Source organism: Priestia sp. AB (assembly GCF_028369225.1).
In the GTDB taxonomy this organism is placed as follows: Bacteria; Bacillota; Bacilli; order Bacillales; family Bacillaceae_H; genus Priestia; species Priestia megaterium.
In genome coordinates, this window is record NZ_JAQMYN010000001.1 from 1160643 (window position 1) to 1180391 (window position 19749).

The window sequence follows — 19749 nt, forward strand, 5'->3', positions numbered from 1 at the left end:
CGAGGAATGGGGGATAAATAATGGCATTTAAGCGTAAAAAAATAGCTGTAATTGGAGCGGGGTTTACAGGATCCACAGCAGCATTAATGATGGCGCAAAAAGAACTTGGAGACGTAGTATTAGTTGATATTCCTTCCCAGACTAACCCGACTAAAGGAAAAGCACTTGATATGTTAGAGGCAAGCCCAGTTCAAGGGTTTGACGCTAATATCAAGGGAACATCTAGCTATGAAGACATTCAGGATGCAGATTTAGTATTAATTACTGCAGGACTTCCAAGAAAACCGGGAATGAGCCGTGATGACCTAGTCTCCACAAACGCAAAAATTATGAAAGAAGTATCGGAAAATGTAAAAAAGCATGCACCAAACAGTTATATTATTGTATTGAGTAATCCAGTTGATGCAATGACATACGTTTGTTATAAAACTACGGGGTTCCCTAAGAATAGAGTAATAGGCCAATCTGGTGTATTAGATACAGCCCGCTTTAATACATTTGTGGCTCAAGAATTAAATATCTCTGTTGAAGATGTATCAGGATTTGTTTTGGGTGGCCACGGAGATGATATGGTGCCATTAGTTCGTTATTCGTATGCTGGAGGCATTCCACTTGATAAAATTATTTCACCTGAACGTATAGAAGCTATTGTAGAGCGAACGCGCAAAGGTGGAGGAGAAATCGTTAACCTGCTTGGAAATGGAAGTGCCTATTACGCTCCTGCTGCTTCTATGGTTCAAATGGCAGAAGCGATTCTAAAGGATAAGAAGCGAATTCTCCCTTCCGTAGCTTATCTAGAAGGTGAATATGGCTGTAATAATCTTTACCTAGGTGTACCAACAATCCTAGGGGGAGACGGAATTGAACATATCATTGAACTTCCTTTAACGGAAAAAGAAAATGAAGGGTTAAAACGTTCAATCGAATCCGTACAAAGCGTTATGGCTATTTTAGAGTCATCAGAAGTATTCAGCTAAATCAACTTTTTTTATGTTAGTTGCCTAGTATTAAAATTTAGAGGTATTTTCAAGTTATGTACTTGAAGGAATTGGACCAATAGAGACTGCTGAATATTTTCTAATTATTTGAGTATGTGAAAAAACTTCTCAGCAGAAAAAAATAATAACGATATAGAAAACTAAGTGAAATGCATCCCGCTACATTTGTAGGATGCATTTTTGTATGAATAAGTGATATTGCTTTTATGTTTACTTATAATAGATGATACAACCAACTTGCTTCAGGAACTTCATCAGATCGAAAAGGAATTAAGGAAAGCAGAAAAGAGTTTAAGGTTGAACCCATTTGGTAGAAATAAAAAGCAGCAGTTAAAACAAAACGAACACTTCCTTTTTCAACTGAAGCATGGGTACACCTATATTTCGGGTGTACTGCCTACATTTAATGACTGGTCCAAAACGAATTCTCTACGCACAGTTGATGGACAAAAATGGGCTGTTCAACTACAGGTATTAGGAGAATACATAACAGAACAAGCTAATAAAAACGTGGAAAATTACTCTATAAAGAAATCATCTTTTGATTTACTCGATCTTTCTTCGATACCTTTACAAATCAGTATCCCACCTGAATTAGAGTCCCACAGATATCAATTAAGTCTATATAATGATACGCTTAAATTAATTGATAAATTAAAAGCAAAATGATACTAGTTCAAGTGACACAGATATCCTTTTTATAAATAAGGTGATAACTTCACCATCCGGTTGTTGAACTATACATGCATAGTAGAAGAGGAAAAGAAGTTACCAAGGGGTGACTTCTTTTTTTTATTCAATAAATAGTACAATTTAGCTTTTATATTTTCCGTTCCCATGCTCATATCTATATAAAATCATGAATATGTTTTTAATACGTCGCTAAGTGTTTCAACTAGCTACAAAAAAATATAAAAAATTATGTTGACAGTAGAACCATATGATTTTATAATTATCTTTAATTCAAGATATTTTAATTCGAGATTTTAAATTGATGAAAAAATAGGAGGAATAAAAAATGGTGAGCATTGGTTTATTGTTAATACGTTTAGTCATTGGGTTATCTTTTATGGCACATGGAACTCAGAAATTATTTGGATGGTTTGGCGGCCACGGCTTAAAAGGAACGGGAGGCTGGTTTGAATCCATCGGAATGAAGCCAGGTGTTAGAATGGCGTTAATGGCTGGATTATCCGAGCTAGTAGGAGGAGCTTTATTTGCTGCAGGACTTCTTACACCGCTAGGAGCGCTTTTGATTGCCGGAACAATGGTCATGGCTATTGTGAAAGTACACGGTCCGAATGGATACTGGGCAACACAAAACGGGTATGAATATAATCTGACGCTTTTAATTGTAGCGATCGGTATTGCGATTGCAGGACCAGGGTATTATGCATTAGACACGTTTATTTTCTAAAAGAGAAAATAGGTTGAAACAAGAAAGACGCTTTTATTTTTTGGTTAATATCTCGAATTCGAGATATTTGCGATAAATAGTTGTAATTTTAAGAGGGATAATGAAACATATGACGAAAAATGTATCAAAGGAGATGGTAGTAATGAATAAAAAAACAGCGGGTATTCATCATATCACGGCGATTGTAGGTCATCCTCAAGAAAATGTTGATTTCTATGCGGGCGTGTTAGGGTTACGCTTGGTCAAACAAACGGTAAACTTTGATGATCCAGGAACGTATCACCTTTACTTTGGGAATGAAGGCGGAAAACCTGGAACGATTATTACATTCTTCCCGTGGGCAAATGCACGACAAGGAAAGATTGGTGACGGGCAAGTTGGCGTAACTTCCTATGTGGTTCCAAAAGGTGCAATGGACTTTTGGGAACAACGATTAGCTAAGTTTGGGGTTCCAGCTACAAAGATGGAGCGATTCGGAGCACAGTATTTAGAGTTTGACGATCCTCATGGTTTGCATCTAGAGATTGTGGAAAGAGAAGAAGGCGAAAAGAATACGTGGCAAGTCGGTGAAATTAATTCAGATGTTGCTATTAAAGGGTTCGGAGGGGCTACGTTATTATCTGTTAAGCCTCATGAAACAGCTCAGTTATTAGAAGATGTAATGGGGCTAAAAAAGATAGGTGAAGAAGGTGATTTTATACGTTTTCAATCATCAGCTGACATTGGAAATGTGATTGATTTAAAATTAACAACCATTGGACGCGGGCAAATGGGCGTTGGAACGGTTCACCATATTGCATGGCGAGCAAAAGATGATGAAGATCAATTAGAATGGCAGAAATACGTAGCCGACAGCGGCTACGGAGTAACGGCTGTTCGAGATCGAAATTATTTTAATGCGATTTACTTTAAAGAACACGGAGAAATTTTATTTGAAATTGCAACAGATCCTCCAGGCTTTGCTCATGATGAGTCACTTGAAACAATGGGAGAAAAGCTCATGCTGCCTGAACAGTACGAAACCCATCGAGATCAAATTGAAAGAGCTTTGCTTCCTTTTGAAGTGAGAGAATTAGACTAAATTTTACCAAAAGAATTCTTTTAGTAATAGTAAAACGCTAGTTCAATCCCAAATTAGGTACAAAGAAGGAATTAATTTATCTATATATAAAACTAATATCTATATTTGAAACACCGTGGTAATATGAAATTAATTCCAAGTAAGGAGGTGAATAGATGACAAAAACTATTGGTCTTATTTGTGGAAGTTTACGAAAGAATTCGTATAACCGAATGATTGCTCAGTCATTGACTACATTAGATGACTCAGCTCAATATCGCTGGATTGAAATAAGCAGTCTGCCTTTTTTTAATGAAGACTTAGAAGCTGACGGATCACCAGAATCTGTCGCATCCTTTAGAGCTGCGATTCAAGATGTTGACGGCGTTATTATAGTTAGTCCAGAGTATAATTCAGGAATTCCAGGAGTGTTAAAAAATGCCTTAGACTGGGCATCAAGACCTCGGACTTCTTCTGTTTTAAACAGAAAACCAGTTGGTCTCATTGGAGCGACTCCAGGAGGCTTCGGTACGGCTTTCGCTCAAATGCAAACGAGAGAAGTACTGGAAGCTATGCAAGTCAACGTTTTACCATTTCAAAAAATGCTGATTTCGCAAGTTCATGAAAAGATTGATTCGCAACAAAAAATACTAACCGATGAATCAACAAAACGCTATCTTCAGCGCTACCTACAGCAGTTCATTCATTGGATTGATCAAGCGCCTGTTCCTGTTCTAGATTAAGAAAGAGAACACACCTCACGAACTTTCACCTCAGAAATAGCTTTTCTTTCTATATATGTTTTACCTAACAGATCATAAATGAAATCCAAAAAACCGTTCAAATTATAGACCGCTTGTAAGGAATGGAAGAAGTACATGTATCCTTACTTGCCTTAATTTAAGGAGGATTATAAAATGTCTGATCTTTACTCTCGCCTTTCAAAAGATGATGCTGCGGTGCTTTTAGTTGACCACCAAACGGGGCTTATTTCCGGCCTTGTACGTGACTATGGTGTTGATGAATTTAAAAACAACGTATTGGCTCTTGGTGATACGGCTAAATTCTTTGATTTACCGGTTATTTTAACAACTAGCTTTGAAAATGGACCCAACGGCCCGCTCATGCAAGAACTCGTTGACTTGTTTCCTAATGCGCCAAAAATAGCTCGTCCTGGACAAATTAACGCGTGGGACAACGAAGAGTTTGTTAAAGCAATTAAAGCGACCGGGAAAAAACAGCTGATTATCGCCGGTGTAGTGACAGATGTCTGCGTTGCTTTTCCTGCACTTTCTGCCATTAAAGCAGGCTACGAAGTGTTTGTTGTGACAGATGCTTCAGGGACGTTCAATAAGCAAGTCGCAGATGCAGCATTAACGCGTATGGCTCACGGGGGCGCACAGCTTATGAACTGGTTTAGCGTAGCGTGCGAGCTGCAGCGTGACTGGCGCAACGACGTTGAAGGTTTTGGCAATTTAATTTCTAGTCATCTTCCTGGTTATCAAAACTTAATGGGCAGCTATAGAGGAGCTCAGCGCGATTTCAGCAAGCAGGGTGTCTAACGTAGCAGAAATTAAGTTTTGCTAAAGGTCGTTCTCTTTACATATAAGACATGAAAGTAGAATGGCATCTGTGGATCATTTATGTGACGGAGAAAACGTAACGACATAAGAGAAAATTGTTAGATAGATGAGCCGGCTGATGAACAGCTGGCTCATCTATCTTTTACTACGCTACCTGTCATGAAATATGCGTCTCTTGTATATAAAATAAAGTATATTAACGACAGCCTGATAGATGATAGGAAGGGATGCGGAGTAGTGGAAGAAAAAAAAGTTACGTGGCTGGAGCTTTTTTATGATTTGTTGTTTGTGGCAGCCGTTGCGACTGCTACGCATGTTTTGCTTCACGTTGAACAAGGGTATATTCATGGAGAGTATTTGTTAAAGTTTGTACTGATCTTTATTCCGATATGGTGGGCGTGGACGGGACAAACGATGTTTATCAATCGATTTGGACAAGATTTTTTGCATCAGCGCATCTTTATGATTCTTCAAATGCTGTTTGTTCTTATCATGATCTCAAGCTTGTCCGTAGATTTTGATCAATATTACGTCTCTTTTTTGATTGGCTATATTGGTCTAAGAGCGTTAACCTCGATTCAATATCTTATTGTTCAAAAATTTGAACAGAGTGAGAGAAAAAAAGTTGCTGTGTTTTTAGGAACATGCTTTGGAATTGGGATTTTCATCTCGCTTCTGTCGCTCTTTTTTGATTCATGGGTCCGCTACGCCGTGTTATATACAGGAATTGCAGTGGACATGATTTTACCTGTTTTAGGACATAAGCGACTGGCGAAATTACCGACCAACACGGCTCATTTGTTAGAACGCTTTGCGTTACTAACATTAATTCTGTTTGGAGAATCGGTTGTCAGCATTCTTGCTGTGATACAGCCACAAAAAGGGGACTGGAATACCATTTTATTTTCGGTTATTTCATTTGTCCTGATCATCGCCATGTGGTGGCAGTACTTTGAGAACGTAGAAAAGAAAGTGAACAAGTCCATCCAAAGAGCCGGACAAACGATTATTTACGGACACTTACTTATCCTCATGTCTCTAAGCATGATTGCAGCATCGATTAAGCTGATGTTTTTACACGAAGTTCAGTACACATTCAGCTTATATTTTATATTCGGATCCGTGCTGCTTTACTTCATGGCAACCACTCTTGTTTTTCACCAGTATAGATTCGAAGAACATCGTTTGAAAGTGTATCATTTAGGCTTGTTTTTAGGGATTTTAGCTGTATTTTTTATTATTAACTTACTCTTAGTCGTCCCGGGCACCCTCATCGTAGGAGAGTTAGCCATCTTTTTTATTATCTACGCTAGGTTTACGACCACTTAACCAAATAAAGAACGACTATATAATGGAGGTAGCGAAATGGCAAAAATTAATGTAGGAACAGAAAATGAAGCACCTATTGAACTATACTATGAGGATCATGGGACAGGAAAGCCGGTTGTCTTAATTCACGGCTGGCCGCTAAGCGGACGATCTTGGGAATATCAGGTTCCAGCTCTTGTTGAGGCTGGATACAGAGTTATAACGTATGACCGCCGAGGATTCGGAAAGTCTTCTCAGCCATGGGACGGCTACGATTATGAAACATTTGCTGCTGATTTACATCAGCTGCTAGAACATTTGGATCTAACAAATGTGACACTAGTCGGGTTTTCAATGGGCGGCGGAGAAGTAGCTCGTTATGTAGGAACTTACGGAACAGATAGAGTAGAAAAAGCTGTATTTGCAGGAGCTGTACCACCATTTCTTTATAAGTCAGAAGATCATCCTGAAGGAGCATTAGATGATGCAGGAATCCAAGAATTTGAAAACGGCGTAAAAAATGATCGCTTAGCTTTTCTTGATGATTTTACAAAAACATTTTTTGGGGTAGAAGACGGAAATGACTTAGTCAGCGAACCATTTCGACTTTACAACCGGGATATTGCAGCAGCCGCATCGCCTAAAGGGACACTAGACTGTATAGCTGCTTTCAGCAAAACGGATTTCAGAGACGATCTAGCCAAGTTTACAATACCTACTCTTATTATTCACGGTGATGCAGACGAGATTGTTCCATTCGAATATAGCGGAAAGCGAACGCATGAAGCCATTTCTGGTTCCAAGTTAGCTTTAATAAAAGGCGGTCCACACGGCTTAAATGCAACGCATGCACACGAATTTAACGAAGCGCTGCTGTCATTTTTAAGAGACTAAGTATAAATGATTATTTTGTAAGTGAAAATCTGACGTATGAATAGGAAAAGCGAAAAGAAGTTGCCGGAGGGCGCTTCTTTTTTATCAGTTCATGCAATTAACAAAGGCATTCTGATCGCTCCAAGGATTCTTTAGGGTGACGCATCTGATTCTTAAGCATAAGATTACAAATAAAATCCCTAAATAGCTATAATAACTTTTACTTTATTTTTTCTGCTTACCATAATAATTAAAATGAGTGATAAAAACAAAGAGCAAACCTTTAATTAAAGGCTGCTCTTTGTTTTGTACGTCTTGTTTTGCTTCTCTAACTAGAACAAAATGTCTTAATAGTTAAGTGTGGTAATACAATGCTATTTACGTAATTCTTCTAATTCCGCAAGAAGGGTTTCAATCATTTCATCGCTTCTTCGAAGTTCTTGATTAAGCATATGAATCGTTTCCTCTTCCCAATTGAAAGGGTTACCATAAGAAGGGGTAATAGGAAGATCTTCATACACATCTCCATTTTCTTCACTGTGCTTTGTAAAATATATAGCAACTTCACATATTGGATGACCAAGAGCAATACGTTGGCGCAAGCTCACTTTTCCATAGCCAAATTTACGAGCTGCAATTCCTCCAAACACACTAGACGTCATCTTACATAAATGAGGAGCATCCTGTACGACGTCACCAAATGGACATTGGGTAGCGCTTACAACCACATGATCTGGATGAACGGAAATAATTTCAAAGTGACCTCCAATTGAATTTTTAAGGTCAATTATAACTTCTGCATATTCCTCTACCGTCCACTTTTCATGCTTATCGCTATAAAAGTCTTCCATCCACTCTCCAGTACGAATACCAATTTGTTTAATATATTCTTCAGCTACAGGGCCTACCGTTTTTTCATGAATCATTGCGTACTGTGTAATAAGTTTAGCCAAAAATACATGTCCGCTTAGCTGACCTTTTTTTAAAGCCATATTGTAAATCCCCCTTTTGTTTTGTAAAAGAGCAAAAATATCAATTCAATAAGCAGCACTTTTTCTATATATCTCTATTTCTTAATTATTACAGATTAACAAGATCGCGTGTTATGTTTTTTGAATTTAAAAATATTTATTTGTAAATACTGACTTCTTTTTAAAAAGAAAGAAGGAGATTAGCATAATGGGCCTTATAAGAAATAAAAATCCCTTAGAAGCTCATCAGTTTCTAAGAGATTTTAACTTCTCTTTCTAGATATAATTGCTTCAAAAGAAAAGGTGATACAACTGACTAATCTGTTAAAAAGAACGTAATAAAAAGTCCAATATAGTGTTTTGCAGATCCTCATGAAACTCCTTGCGATTAAAGCCTTCCAGATCCTGAGAGGGGAGGAAAGAAGGAGATTTCATAAAGTCGGGAAATGGGCTGAGAAATGAAAAATGCCCTCCATTTTCTACAACGATATGCTGAACTTTTTCCGTATCAGAAACTCCATTTAACACAAATCCCCCGTGAAAAGAAGGAGTAATCGTATCCTTTTCGCCTGTAATCATTAAAATAGGTATATTCACGTCTTCAAGGGCTCCTTTTTCCCTAAACCATCCGGTGGCTGGCGCTAAAAGAATAAGTGATTGAACCCGCTTGTCATGATCAACAGATAAACAATAAGGCTTTTGATCAGGAGATTCAGAAGGAAAAGAAGTGGGAACTCCACCTGCTACAGCAAGAGCTGTATATCCTCCCATGGAATGCCCAATAAGAGAAATATTATTTGATTTAATGGATGGAGAAAAGGAACTTTCTTTTAAAAACCAATCGATTACAGTACGTATATGATTAGGCCGATTTTTTAGGTTATCTATTGTTCCAGATAGTGTATTATTCTCTCGATTATTAAACGGATGCTGAGGTACCCCTACAATAAAACAATTACGTGCTAAAAACTGGGCAATGGTTCGATAAGCAAGAGGCGTGCTACCATCTCCATGAGAAAGAATGACTAAAGGAAATGATCCATTTGAAAGCGGAGCATCTTGCGCAGCGCTTATCGTGTAAGGTCCCATCTTTTCAACTTGTTCTTCTTGGTATGTAGGATACATGATAAGTAAAGGAAAGTCATGTTCATTTCCATGATCTTCTATATCTACGATTTGACATCCGGCATAAAATGCCTGTCTTTCATGTTTTCTTATGTGCACTTATACTCCTCCATGCTTTTAACAATCTTTATTATAACAAACTTATATATGAAATTTTTTTGATTTAGCTCTCTTGAAAAAGAGTAATTAACCTTTATTTTAATTATTCCTCGGGCTGTTTTTGTATCGATAAAGCACATTATGATAACTAAATTTGTGCATGCACTTATATAATGAAGACAGTGATATTTATTAAGGAGGAAATAAAATGCATTGTTTGGAACCGAAAGATTATTACAAGATAAACAACATGTTAGAAGCGTCATTTAAGACTCCTACATTTGCTTTTTCTGTCGTTAATCATGTTATTCCAGGAGCTGTGTACGTACATGATATGATAAGACCTTCATCAGGATTTCTTAGAATAGGTGCAGGTGACTATTATGTATTTGGACAAGGAAATGACGTGGTATTTAATAACTTTCTCTATCGTTATTTTGTTGAGAACGTGTATGGTAAGGAGAAACGGTTTACGGTTTTTACTCCATCCACTGACTGGGAAACTGTTTTTGACGAAACTTTCAAAACGTATGTAAAGAAAATGACGCGTTCTAAGTATAGGTTTCTTCCTTCAAAAGTTCATTCTACGTACAGCCCGTCCAATCTCTATGAGTTAAAAGACTTTAACGCTGATTCTTTAAGAAAAAGTGAGAATTTCAATGAATCATATATAGTGGAGTACTGGGGATCAGAGAGTAATTTTCTGAAAAACGGATTAGGAGTTTGTCTTATCCATAAAGAAAAGATTATCGCTGAATGTGTGTCTATTTTTCATAGTGGAACAATAGCTGAAATTGATATTGTGACTAACCCTAACTATAGAGGACAAGGATTAGGAAAGATAGTGGGCCAGGCGTTTATAAATAAATGTGTAGAAAAAAACGTTATGCCTGCTTGGGATTGCGATAGTAACAATAAAGCATCAAAAGCACTAGCCAATAAACTTGGGTTTTCGAATGAAGAGGATTACGCTTTATATGTATTAAAATGAACAGGGAATGAGACATAAATAAATCAATACAATCTACAGACGAACGAATGGAATGCATGAGCAAATCGCTTGTTACACCGCGGTTGATTTCCGTGCAAGACGTCGCTTTCCGCAGGCGGTCGATAAGCCTTGCTCTCTAATTACCAACACACAAGATGATTTTACTGTAAACTGAATCCTATGCTCGTTAGGTTTAACAGTATCTACTTTATTAAAATATCCTAAATTAATATTTAAGCAGGGGGAAATTATGATATCGCTTCATAGAGTGTTAAAATTACGTGATTTAGAAATTTTTCAAGTAGAAAGAGAGGGAACTATCTTTTCTTATGTAGTCATAGAAGACACGAGAAAGCCATTTACAGAAGAAGATAAAAAACTAGATCCATTATGTTATATGGAGGAAGAAGATATTAACACGATTTTAAATGTGTTTAGGATTTCATTAATCAATGATGAAAAATTAAATGAAGAAGATTCATTTTTTCTAAAATCGTTCTTTTCAGATTTTGTTAATAATACAAATTTAACGAATTTTATTATTACGGAATACATTCAAGAAGATCTGTATGATCATGAAGTAAATATAAAATTTTTAAATAAAATTTTAAAGGATATAGGTTCAAATTATACTATCGAAGAATTTGATGAAATGAACTGGATTTATTTATCTCAAGATTAAAATATAACGATGTGTACTATATACAAAGCTAGTTTACATAAATACTTAATTCTGGGAACTCAATTACATTTATTAATTTAAAAATATTCAAAAAAACGCCATTATAGTGTGAAATTACACTATAATGGCGTTTTTTTTAACGGAAGGAGAAAGAAATGAATAAAAAGAGCATCTAAACGAATAGTTAGATGCTCTTTTTATTTTCTAGAACGATGAAGTATGTTCTATATATGAAGAAAAACAATTTGAACTAGGCATATTTTGTATAATATGTTTCTAGAAGCGAAATCGTATAATTTTAGGGAATAGGAGTACAAAAATAGCATGAAGTGGACGAAAGTAAAGAAAAATATGGAGAATTTATTCTGTGATAAGTTGAAGTATAGATTGAGTATTCATTTGACTAAATATAACGTTTCTCTTGGAGAACAGGCACGTATTTGGATTACTCTAGATAAGAAGGAGATTTTTAATGCTTCTTCAGCAGAATATTTAATGGAACATGATAAACTTTGGAAGGTAGTACAGAGAAAAACAAGCAAACCCTTTCCAGAGTGTTTATTTGAATGTTTCCCGGAATTCATTGGGAAGGTAAATGATATGGACTACACTGCAAGTATTCTAGAACATAGAGGTATTTTTAACGTCGACCATGTTTATGACGCTTTCATTCAGTATCCTCAGCTGTCCATTGATCGAGCATTAAATTCTGGGAACATTATTTCTCAAGCTCTTGCATTAGTAGATAGAAGGATAGGGGAAAGGATGCTGGAAGCTTTAAAGTACAATTCGGACGTGCACCCTTTAATTATGCAAGTTTATGAACTAAGATGTAAGGTTGAAAAATGAAGATATTGAAGATTTAATTGGCTTAAATTTTAGAAATGTGACGCTTCCTCAAGATTTTAAAGACAGCTTATCAAAAAACTATGCTCATGATAGAGATAGTGGATGAGTATTATATTAATCTGTAAAAGGGATCAAACTCTCTATAACTATAAAAATCCTTTGCTTCTAGAGCAGAGGATTTTACGTTATTCTACGTGAGTGTTGATCTACGATAACGAAGATTTAATTACCTCTATAACATTCTTTTTTGTCTGACTCAAATAGGCTCTTTTTTCAGCAGACATTAATAATCCTATAGGCATCTCAGGGTCAAACCCTCGTACTTTAAACGGGATATTAGTTGGTTTTAAACTGGTTCCTCTAGGAATTATCCCCACTGCATGTCCAAACATCATTTCTGGAATGAGGTGCAGGGCACTGCAGTTATAGACTTGTTTAAAGGCTAAATTATTCTCAAATAAAAAGTGGTTGACGGATTGATAGTAATAGCAGCTATTTTCTCCTATTAAAATGGGATAGTGAATAATATCGGCTATTTCAACTGATTTCTGCTGTAGCAGCCGATGGTTAGGCGTATTCACAATAAATTGAATTTGTTCTTTACCAAGCGGAGTAAAAGTTACACCGGAAAGATTTGTATTCTCTCCGCAAACAGCAAAGTCCAGCTTATCTTGACGTAATAGTTCTGATAAAAGCGCCGTGTTTCCAATGGTGAAATCGCAGTGTATGTAAGGCTTTTCGTCATTTAAATAACTTAATACAGCAGGCATCAGTTTTTGAGCAATCGATTCTGATAAGCCTATTTTGATTGTTCCTTTTTCCTCTTTGCTTATACGCTGCGCTTGAGAGATTGAATACTCCCAGTGCTTCAACAAGCTATCTACTTCTTCTACAAATAGTGTACCTTCCTTTGTTAATTTTGCTTCCCAGCCTCGTTCAAACAAAAGAAATCCAAGATCTTTTTCTAACTTTTTAATATGAGCAGTGACGGTAGATTGAGCGTAATTCAATTTTTTTGCTGCAAGTGAAAACGTTCCTTCTGCCGCAATTGTTTTAAACGTCGTTAATTCTTTAATTTCCACTTTCTAACCCCATCTCTATCGGTTTTTTCGATAATTATCAGACTTATTTTCAATTATACAAATGAAGAGTGTGGAAGTACACTGAATATAGAAAGGAAGATGATAGATGCCATTTGTTAACGTTTACTATTCAGAATATCAATTAAACGATAAGGAATTAAAAAAAGTAAGCAATTTTATTCATCAATCGTTAATCCAACATTTTTACATCCCAAAAGACGATTATTTCCAACTGTTTTTACCATATCCACCTCAGCATTTTTTCTATGACTCACAGTACCTCTTAGAAAATGGAGAAAAAAGAACAGATCAAATGATTTATATCTCCATTACATGTGGGCAGGGGAGAACAATTCAACAGAAAAAGAAGCTGTATCAATCTATTGCAGAGGAGCTTTCCACTCACTTGAATATTTCTACAAACAATATTTTTATTACATTAAACGAGACACTGCTTGAAAACTGGTCATTTGGGCAAGGAATCGCACAAATGGTGAATCAAAAGGAGGAAAAATAATAATGAATAACCGCATTGAGTCTAAGCTGCTGGAAGAAATGAGAGATCTTGCTCCTGACTTTGTGAAATATGGAGAACATATCTTATTTGGAGAAGTGTGGAGAGACCCCACTTTAACCTCAAAAGAAAGAAGTTTAAGTACACTTTCTGCTTTAATCAGCATTGGCAACACCGAACAAATGCCTTTTCATCTGCAGGTGGCAAAAAAGAATGGAGTGACTGAAAAAGAAATTATTGCATTAATAACCCATATGGCTTTTTACGTGGGGTGGCCAAAGGCATCTGCAGCATTAAATTTAGTAGCAAAGCAATAATAACAAATCAAAATTATGTTTAAAAAGAAGGTAGGGGGGTTAACGAGTGGCGGCATAGAAGGTGGAAAGACTACTTCCTATGATTCTTGGATTTTTGTATTATTTAGGTGTTTATGTTAGGTTATGGATATCCTTCTGGTATGTTAGAAAGGAGTGAATTCATATCTTAAAAATAGCAATTGCTTCAATCATTGCAGGTGTTTTATTTAACTTTTGTGCAAAATTAGTGATGTATACAAGATGGTCTAAGCTGTTTGTAAAGGCTAATGAAGATACTCATAAACCAATTAACTTTGTTCTTCAGGGGGCTTTATTTGCCGTTATTATGTTCATCATGTTTTTAATTGTAAAACCTTTTACATAGGAATAACGTTATAGCTGGAGTGATCAATTATTAATCTTTCATATTTAGGAATAGGTTTTGTAGCTATTTTTCTATCTGCATTTTTGGTGAAGACGTTTGTTGCCAATGATATGCTATCTACTATTTTTTCAATTTTGATTGCTGGTGCAGGAGCGTCAGCTATTTCTCACTTTCGCAGAAAATATAAGGAAAAGTGAATTTAAACAGGGGCTGCAGTTAGTGTGGGACTTAAAGCAACAATGCTTCATTTCATGTGACGGACTGGCAAAGAAATAGAAAAAGCTCCCTTTCATAAGGGAGCTTTAAAAGATTTTACTTAATCCATTGAAATTCTTTTAAAGGCCAATAAGCTAATTTGGCTTTTCCTACGATTTTGTCTACGGAGATTGTTCCTACTTTAGTTGATCTGCTATCTAAGCTGTACATTCTATTATCTCCCATGACAAATAATTGACCCTTTGGAACGGTTTTGCTGCCTGTATAATCTTCAAGTTTAAAATCCTCAGTTAATGGGCCTGTTCCTATTTCTTTTTTATATTGGTCTAGATAAGGCTCTTCATATTTTTTACCGTTTATATATAGCGTGTCATTGCGATATTCTATATGATCACCAGGTAAACCGATTACTCTTTTAATATAGTCTTTTTCCTTTGTAGCATGAAAAACGATAATATCAAATCTTTTTATATTATTTACTTTATTTTTACCTACTTCATTAAGAATAATATTTTCACTGTCTTTTAAAGTCGGCATCATCGATTCACCGTCTACTACTATAGGTGTAAATAGGTACTCTCTTACCACAAAAGCCAGAATACAGGCAATAATAATGGATTTAATCCACGAAAAAATCTCTTTCTGTTTCAATTGAAAACTCCTCTACAACCGTAATACATGTTTAAAAGTATAACACAATATATAGAAAAAAACCTTTAATTTAACAATTGAAGGTTATATATGCTAGCATTTACAACGGAAAAGAAGTAATTAATTCTGAGTATATTCGAAACTATAATTATGCATATACAGGAGAATTGGTATTTAATAAAAAATCCTTACTTATGGTTGACGGTGGAGTAGGAATTGGACGACCAGAAGGCTCTAAAGATAAGGATACAATAAAAAAGGGTTATAATGCTGCTATCGTTCGCACTCGGATAAGTATGAATGAACCCTTATAAAGAGCAACCTCGTCATTGACAAATGAGGTTGCTCTTTATTTTTTTGATACTTGTCATACAAATTTAACTTTTTATCTTCACATGCAGAAAAGTTTGTGATACAATTCACATGTGAAGATATCCATAAGGATCTAACACACTCTTGAATGTAAAGTAGAAAAAGCTATTTCACTCCGATGCCAATACGATTGAAATAGCTTTTTTTGCGTTCAGATTATAGATGCGAAAAAAATGTTAGCATAATAAGGGAAGTTTATTTCTCGATTCTAACTAATGTTTTTTCAGGCATTTTAATAGCATCTATATCAAAATAATTGATGTTTAACGTTAGTTCTCCTTCTCGCTCTTCAGCTTCTTCTCCTATCCAACAACTATACAATTCAAAAAAATCTCCTGATTTAAGATAGTGATCCATCAATTGACACAGTGCAAGTAGTTTCTCTTTTGATTCTTTCAGTCTGCTTTTATTCATATATTCCGTAATTTCAATTCCCCAGTCACTTGACACTTCATAAACATAAGAAGTAGTAAAATGATGTTTCTTTATGTTTAATCGATGCATTTCATCTGAAAAGCAGCTTCCAATAGTAACTATATCATCCAGTTCGTCATTAATAGGTAATTCTACATTCGAACCTATATAGGTGGCTAAACTCATTTGTATTCACTCCTTTTTCCATCTGAATAATCTATTACATTTCATAGAATGAACCTAATAAAAACCTACATAGTATGATCAAAAAGGTTTTTCCTTAAATTTTATTATAGATGATCAGGTTTTATTCGAGCTTGACTATTATTCTATTTAATATAAAGGGTAAAATTCTAATTTTTATAAAAAGAAAATTAAGAAAAACGTAAGATTTAAGTAAGAGAAAAGAAAATTTCATTTTATACAATAACAATATAAATTGAAAAGGGGAAAATAGCAGTATTTTTTCAGGTATCTACGACTTGTTTGACGAGATTGAAATGTATAGCATACCTGTTGACAAAGAAGATGGATTTTGGGCGTTCTATAAAACTTCCGCACAGGAAATATAGGAAGGTGAAACAAAAGCCATTGTAGAATGGTTTGTAGAGTGTCGAAATAAGGCAGACGGAAAAGGTAGTACGTTAGCTACCTATTTTAGTTTTCATGATTATGATACATGCTATGATTTGCAAAATGATAAGTGGATTACGGATGGAGATAAATGGGAGGGTTAAACTCTAGCATTTGTTCACTCTTATATATGGTCATTTAATAAGAGATAGAGCAGCAAGGAATAGATCTTGATGATATGCTTTATACAGAGATGAGGCACCAGCTTTTTCATATGAGAAGGCTGCCAATAACAATTATAAAAAGGAGAGACTTAAATGAAATTTGATGTAGCTGAATTAGTTGAAGCAAAGCGTCAAATCGATTCAACTTTACATAAACTCAGACAGACAGTAAAAACGTTTGAAGCTAAAGAAAATGCTGGTAGATATAAATCTCAAATAACCTTAGCTAAAAGACGGATACAAGCATTCGAGCTTTCAGTGGCTCTTATTGAAAGAGAAATAAATGAGGCTGAGAAAAAAATCTAGGTATCAGCTTTTACAAAGTGTGTATTCAACGACGTTATTTACTTTATGAATTACAAAACGTCGGAAAATGCTATGTCGCAGTAAAAGCATTTTAATTCATCTTCAAATGAAAAAATTTCAGTTTGAAAAAAATTATCTGAAGGCAACTAGCAATAACGTAGAATTATTGTTCCTCCTAGAAGATACACTTTATATGTTAAAATCCGGTGATTTTAGACTCTATATATGAATTTATTTGAGCCTTAAGAATCACAATAAAATTCCTGGTTTTTGAATAATTCTAGTATGTTATTTTCAAATTACTAGAAATACAATTAAATCTTTTGAATATCTGGTAGGATAATACATATAAAGTATTTTTTAGGGTTGGGGGATTTTATAGATATGCAATTTACAAAGAAAATTAAACTTTCCGTATGTACGACTTTAACAGCTGGTGTATTACTTACGTCTACTGCTGTGGGAACGCCGGTAAGCGTAAATGCAGCAGAAAGTCAGGAACTTTCTACAGCAGAACAACAAGAACTTAATACTATATTAGAGCATTTAGAGTTCAGTAAAGAAGATAATCAAATAACCATTGTTAATGAAGAGGAATTAAAAAATGATCTTAATGATTCTGATGCTTATAACCAGTTAGAAGGTTCAGTTGAACAACTTAATAATATTCTAAAGTATGTAAAATTCGACGAAGATAAGAATCAAGTAATCATTGAAAATAAAGAGAGAGTAAAAGATAACCTTGATTCTCCTTCATACAATCAACTAACAGCTACAGTAGAACAATTCAACGAAATTATTGATAGCCCAGAAGGTAAAGAACTAAAAGAACAAATTTTTAAAGAACTTGGCGCAAGTAAAACGTCTTCTGGTACAGTTTCAATTCAAGGAATTAGTGGCTGTGGAGCAGCTTCGATTGCTGGATTTGCTCATACTGCTGCTTTCAGTGGCCTAATGACTGTTGCTGGGGTAAGTGGACCTGCAGGATGGGCTATTGGCACCGGAGTTGGTGCTGTATGGTTAGGTGCTAGTGCTGCTGCTGGTTGTTTATCATAATAAGGTGGTGATATAACATGAGTCCTGATAACACTTTCAAAGAATTTTTAGGCGGTAAAATAGACTTGTTCTCAAGAGGATCTTTTCAAATGTTTACTTTTTTGATTTTATTCTCTCCACTATTTACGCATATGTTTAAAGAAAACGTTTTGCTTTATGTAATGTTTGCTTTACTAATTACAATCAACAATTTAGGAGTAGAATTCTTCTCAATTAAGAAGAGAGGTCCAGAACCTAAAAAATATATTTTACTTTTTCTAAGTATTAGTTTGCCTGTTGATATTTTATTACTATGCTTATTCTACATTTTAGGCTAACTGTTTTAAAAAGTTCTCTATTATCTTGATAGAGGACTTTTTTCATTTAGGGAGGGACGTTATGAATTGGTTTTTGAAATTAAATTTCTCAAGTATACTATATGCTGTTTTGATTTTTATTAATATCGAACTAATTTTCAATATTTATCTTATTAGTAGAATAACAAAAATTGATGTAGCAGTAGCACGAAAAATTGGAGTTATAGTTATGTTGATTTTGATTATCGTATTTAGTTTCATTTATTATTTACTGAATCGTCAATACTTAAAAGATAGTAAACTAAATTATTTTGGGACTGTATTATGGATTCCATACTTTGTAATTATGCTTATCTTATTTAATAAGCTTTTCCCAAAATAAAAAGCATAAATAATTTTGAAAATATTTTAAAAAATAGTTGAAATGCCCGGTACTAAGTATTACAATCTACATATACTAAGTATTACTTAATAGCTCAATTTTTAAAAGTTATTAAGTGAAAATTGGCTTGGTACTAAGTGATACAGAATATAAGTCAGATGATATAGAGGAGGTTCTGAAGATCGAAAATTTAACTGAAATGCTGAAGGGTTCGCTGGAAGGCTGTGTGTTAGAAATTATCAGCCGGCATGAAACCTATGGCTATGAGATTACACGCCGTCTGAACGAGCTTGGATTTATCGAGGTCGTGGAAGGGACGGTCTACACTATTCTCGTACGATTAGAAAAGAAAAAACTTGTGAATATAGAAAAAAAACCATCAGATATGGGCCCACCCCGCAAATTTTATTCGCTTAATGAGGCAGGCTACAAGGAGCTTGAGCTGTTTTGGAAAAGGTGGGATTTTGTATCATCAAAAATCAACGTCTTGAAGTCAAACTAACTTCATAAGATAGACCGTCGGATAGTTTTAAAGCATCTTATGAAGTTTTATAAAAAGGAGGAAAAATGACATGCTGGAAATATTCAAAAAAATGATTGGTGATAAAAAAGAGTATAAAATGATGATGGCACGGGTTGAAGCCTTGCCAGAGGACTATCAGTTTGTATTTAAAAAAATTCAAAACTACATGTGGAATTTCTCATCGGGCAACGGAATGGATATGCTACACATGCAGTATGAATTAATTGATTTATTCGAAGCAGGTGCTGCAGAAGGTAGACAGGTGCTCGAAATTACGGGAGACGATGTGGCTTCCTTTGCTGACGAATTAGTGGCAAATGCTAAAACTTATATGGTTAAGTATCGTGAAGATTTGAATCAGAGTATTAAGGAACGATTAGGAAAAAATAAATTTAATCAATAACATCGACTGAATAGCTAGTTACTTTTGCTATTCGGTCATTTTTTAAACTCGGTACTAAGTAATACAGAATATAAGTCAGACTTAATAGTAGAGTATAAAA

At 35.1% G+C, this 19749-nt stretch carries 24 protein-coding genes; 19 read left to right on the forward strand and 5 right to left on the reverse strand.

Translation table 11 applies throughout. The features are described 5' to 3' along the window. The first annotated feature begins 20 nt into the window (after positions 1–20). From mdh to POF52_RS06135, 8 genes are all read left to right on the forward strand, one after another. Positions 21–977: a malate dehydrogenase gene (mdh, locus tag POF52_RS06100; RefSeq protein WP_074676572.1), complete on the forward strand. Its 957-nt coding sequence runs from the start codon at positions 21–23 to the stop codon at positions 975–977. A 318-nt stretch (positions 978–1295) separates the two neighbouring features. After that, positions 1296–1667 (forward strand): hypothetical protein, encoded by a 372-nt coding sequence (locus POF52_RS06105; protein WP_271990756.1) that lies wholly within the window; start codon positions 1296–1298, stop codon positions 1665–1667. Between the two features lie 349 nt (positions 1668–2016). Beyond that, positions 2017–2415, forward strand: a complete 399-nt coding sequence (locus tag POF52_RS06110; protein ID WP_176583129.1) for a DoxX family protein — start codon at positions 2017–2019, stop codon at positions 2413–2415. Positions 2416–2557: 142 nt separating this feature from the next. Continuing rightward, entirely contained in the window at positions 2558–3496 is a 939-nt protein-coding gene (locus tag POF52_RS06115) for a ring-cleaving dioxygenase (RefSeq protein WP_271990759.1), read from the forward strand. Between the two features lie 155 nt (positions 3497–3651). Further along, entirely contained in the window at positions 3652–4218 is a 567-nt protein-coding gene (locus POF52_RS06120) for an NADPH-dependent FMN reductase (protein ID WP_271990762.1), read from the forward strand. Positions 4219–4392: 174 nt separating this feature from the next. Beyond that, positions 4393–5037 carry an isochorismate family cysteine hydrolase YcaC gene (gene ycaC / locus POF52_RS06125; protein WP_016766316.1) on the forward strand — a complete coding sequence of 215 codons (645 nt, stop codon included), beginning with the start codon at positions 4393–4395 and terminating at the stop codon, positions 5035–5037. A gap of 258 nt (positions 5038–5295) precedes the next feature. Continuing rightward, positions 5296–6387, forward strand: a complete 1092-nt coding sequence (locus tag POF52_RS06130) for a low temperature requirement protein A (protein ID WP_271990767.1) — start codon at positions 5296–5298, stop codon at positions 6385–6387. Positions 6388–6423: 36 nt separating this feature from the next. After that, the gene (locus tag POF52_RS06135) at positions 6424–7260 is read left to right on the forward strand and encodes an alpha/beta fold hydrolase (RefSeq protein WP_074895563.1); all 837 of its coding nucleotides are present in this window, start codon (positions 6424–6426) and stop codon (positions 7258–7260) included. Between the two features lie 353 nt (positions 7261–7613). On the opposite strand, the gene POF52_RS06140 is transcribed toward POF52_RS06135, so the two are convergent. Both POF52_RS06140 and POF52_RS06145 read right to left on the reverse strand, forming a co-directional pair. Then, positions 7614–8231, reverse strand: a complete 618-nt coding sequence (locus POF52_RS06140; RefSeq protein WP_176583126.1) for a methanogen output domain 1-containing protein — start codon at positions 8229–8231, stop codon at positions 7614–7616. A gap of 303 nt (positions 8232–8534) precedes the next feature. Then, the gene (locus POF52_RS06145; protein ID WP_176583125.1) at positions 8535–9434 is read right to left on the reverse strand and encodes an alpha/beta hydrolase family protein; all 900 of its coding nucleotides are present in this window, start codon (positions 9432–9434) and stop codon (positions 8535–8537) included. Between the two features lie 208 nt (positions 9435–9642). Between POF52_RS06145 and POF52_RS06150 the strand changes: the two genes are divergently transcribed. From POF52_RS06150 to POF52_RS06160, 3 genes are all read left to right on the forward strand, one after another. Continuing rightward, complete coding sequence (locus POF52_RS06150) at positions 9643–10425, forward strand: GNAT family N-acetyltransferase (RefSeq protein WP_271990773.1); 783 nt, start codon at positions 9643–9645, stop codon at positions 10423–10425. A 250-nt stretch (positions 10426–10675) separates the two neighbouring features. After that, positions 10676–11107 (forward strand): terpene synthase, encoded by a 432-nt coding sequence (locus POF52_RS06155; protein WP_176583123.1) that lies wholly within the window; start codon positions 10676–10678, stop codon positions 11105–11107. Between the two features lie 324 nt (positions 11108–11431). Then, entirely contained in the window at positions 11432–11956 is a 525-nt protein-coding gene (locus POF52_RS06160) for an SF0329 family protein (RefSeq protein WP_271990776.1), read from the forward strand. Positions 11957–12162: 206 nt separating this feature from the next. Here POF52_RS06160 and POF52_RS06165 read toward each other — a convergent pair whose 3' ends face one another. Beyond that, entirely contained in the window at positions 12163–13038 is an 876-nt protein-coding gene (locus tag POF52_RS06165; protein ID WP_176583121.1) for a LysR family transcriptional regulator, read from the reverse strand. 106 nt (positions 13039–13144) lie between these two features. Between POF52_RS06165 and POF52_RS06170 the strand changes: the two genes are divergently transcribed. Together POF52_RS06170 and POF52_RS06175 are read left to right on the forward strand one after the other, a co-directional pair. Further along, positions 13145–13555, forward strand: a complete 411-nt coding sequence (locus POF52_RS06170) for a tautomerase family protein (protein WP_176583120.1) — start codon at positions 13145–13147, stop codon at positions 13553–13555. A gap of 2 nt (positions 13556–13557) precedes the next feature. Further along, positions 13558–13869, forward strand: coding sequence for a carboxymuconolactone decarboxylase family protein (locus tag POF52_RS06175; RefSeq protein ID WP_047933455.1), 312 nt, complete (start codon positions 13558–13560; stop codon positions 13867–13869). 676 nt (positions 13870–14545) lie between these two features. Here the strand turns inward: POF52_RS06175 and lepB are convergent. After that, the gene (lepB, locus tag POF52_RS06180) at positions 14546–15100 is read right to left on the reverse strand and encodes a signal peptidase I (protein WP_271990782.1); all 555 of its coding nucleotides are present in this window, start codon (positions 15098–15100) and stop codon (positions 14546–14548) included. Between the two features lie 567 nt (positions 15101–15667). Continuing rightward, positions 15668–16072 (reverse strand): hypothetical protein, encoded by a 405-nt coding sequence (locus POF52_RS06185; protein ID WP_016766301.1) that lies wholly within the window; start codon positions 16070–16072, stop codon positions 15668–15670. A gap of 704 nt (positions 16073–16776) precedes the next feature. On the opposite strand from POF52_RS06185, the gene POF52_RS06190 reads away from it, so the two are divergent. From POF52_RS06190 to POF52_RS06215, 6 genes are all read left to right on the forward strand, one after another. Further along, positions 16777–16989, forward strand: a complete 213-nt coding sequence (locus POF52_RS06190) for a hypothetical protein (RefSeq protein WP_205661768.1) — start codon at positions 16777–16779, stop codon at positions 16987–16989. A gap of 384 nt (positions 16990–17373) precedes the next feature. After that, complete coding sequence (locus POF52_RS06195; protein WP_176583111.1) at positions 17374–18045, forward strand: hypothetical protein; 672 nt, start codon at positions 17374–17376, stop codon at positions 18043–18045. Between the two features lie 17 nt (positions 18046–18062). Further along, positions 18063–18362 (forward strand): hypothetical protein, encoded by a 300-nt coding sequence (locus POF52_RS06200; RefSeq protein ID WP_176583118.1) that lies wholly within the window; start codon positions 18063–18065, stop codon positions 18360–18362. Between the two features lie 61 nt (positions 18363–18423). Next, on the forward strand, positions 18424–18723 hold the full coding sequence (locus tag POF52_RS06205; RefSeq protein WP_271990789.1) for a hypothetical protein: 300 nt from the start codon (positions 18424–18426) through the stop codon (positions 18721–18723). Positions 18724–18904: 181 nt separating this feature from the next. Further along, positions 18905–19225 (forward strand): PadR family transcriptional regulator, encoded by a 321-nt coding sequence (locus POF52_RS06210; RefSeq protein WP_028414817.1) that lies wholly within the window; start codon positions 18905–18907, stop codon positions 19223–19225. Between the two features lie 70 nt (positions 19226–19295). Then, the gene (locus tag POF52_RS06215) at positions 19296–19649 is read left to right on the forward strand and encodes a DUF1048 domain-containing protein (protein ID WP_013058327.1); all 354 of its coding nucleotides are present in this window, start codon (positions 19296–19298) and stop codon (positions 19647–19649) included. Positions 19650–19749: the final 100 nt, after the last annotated feature.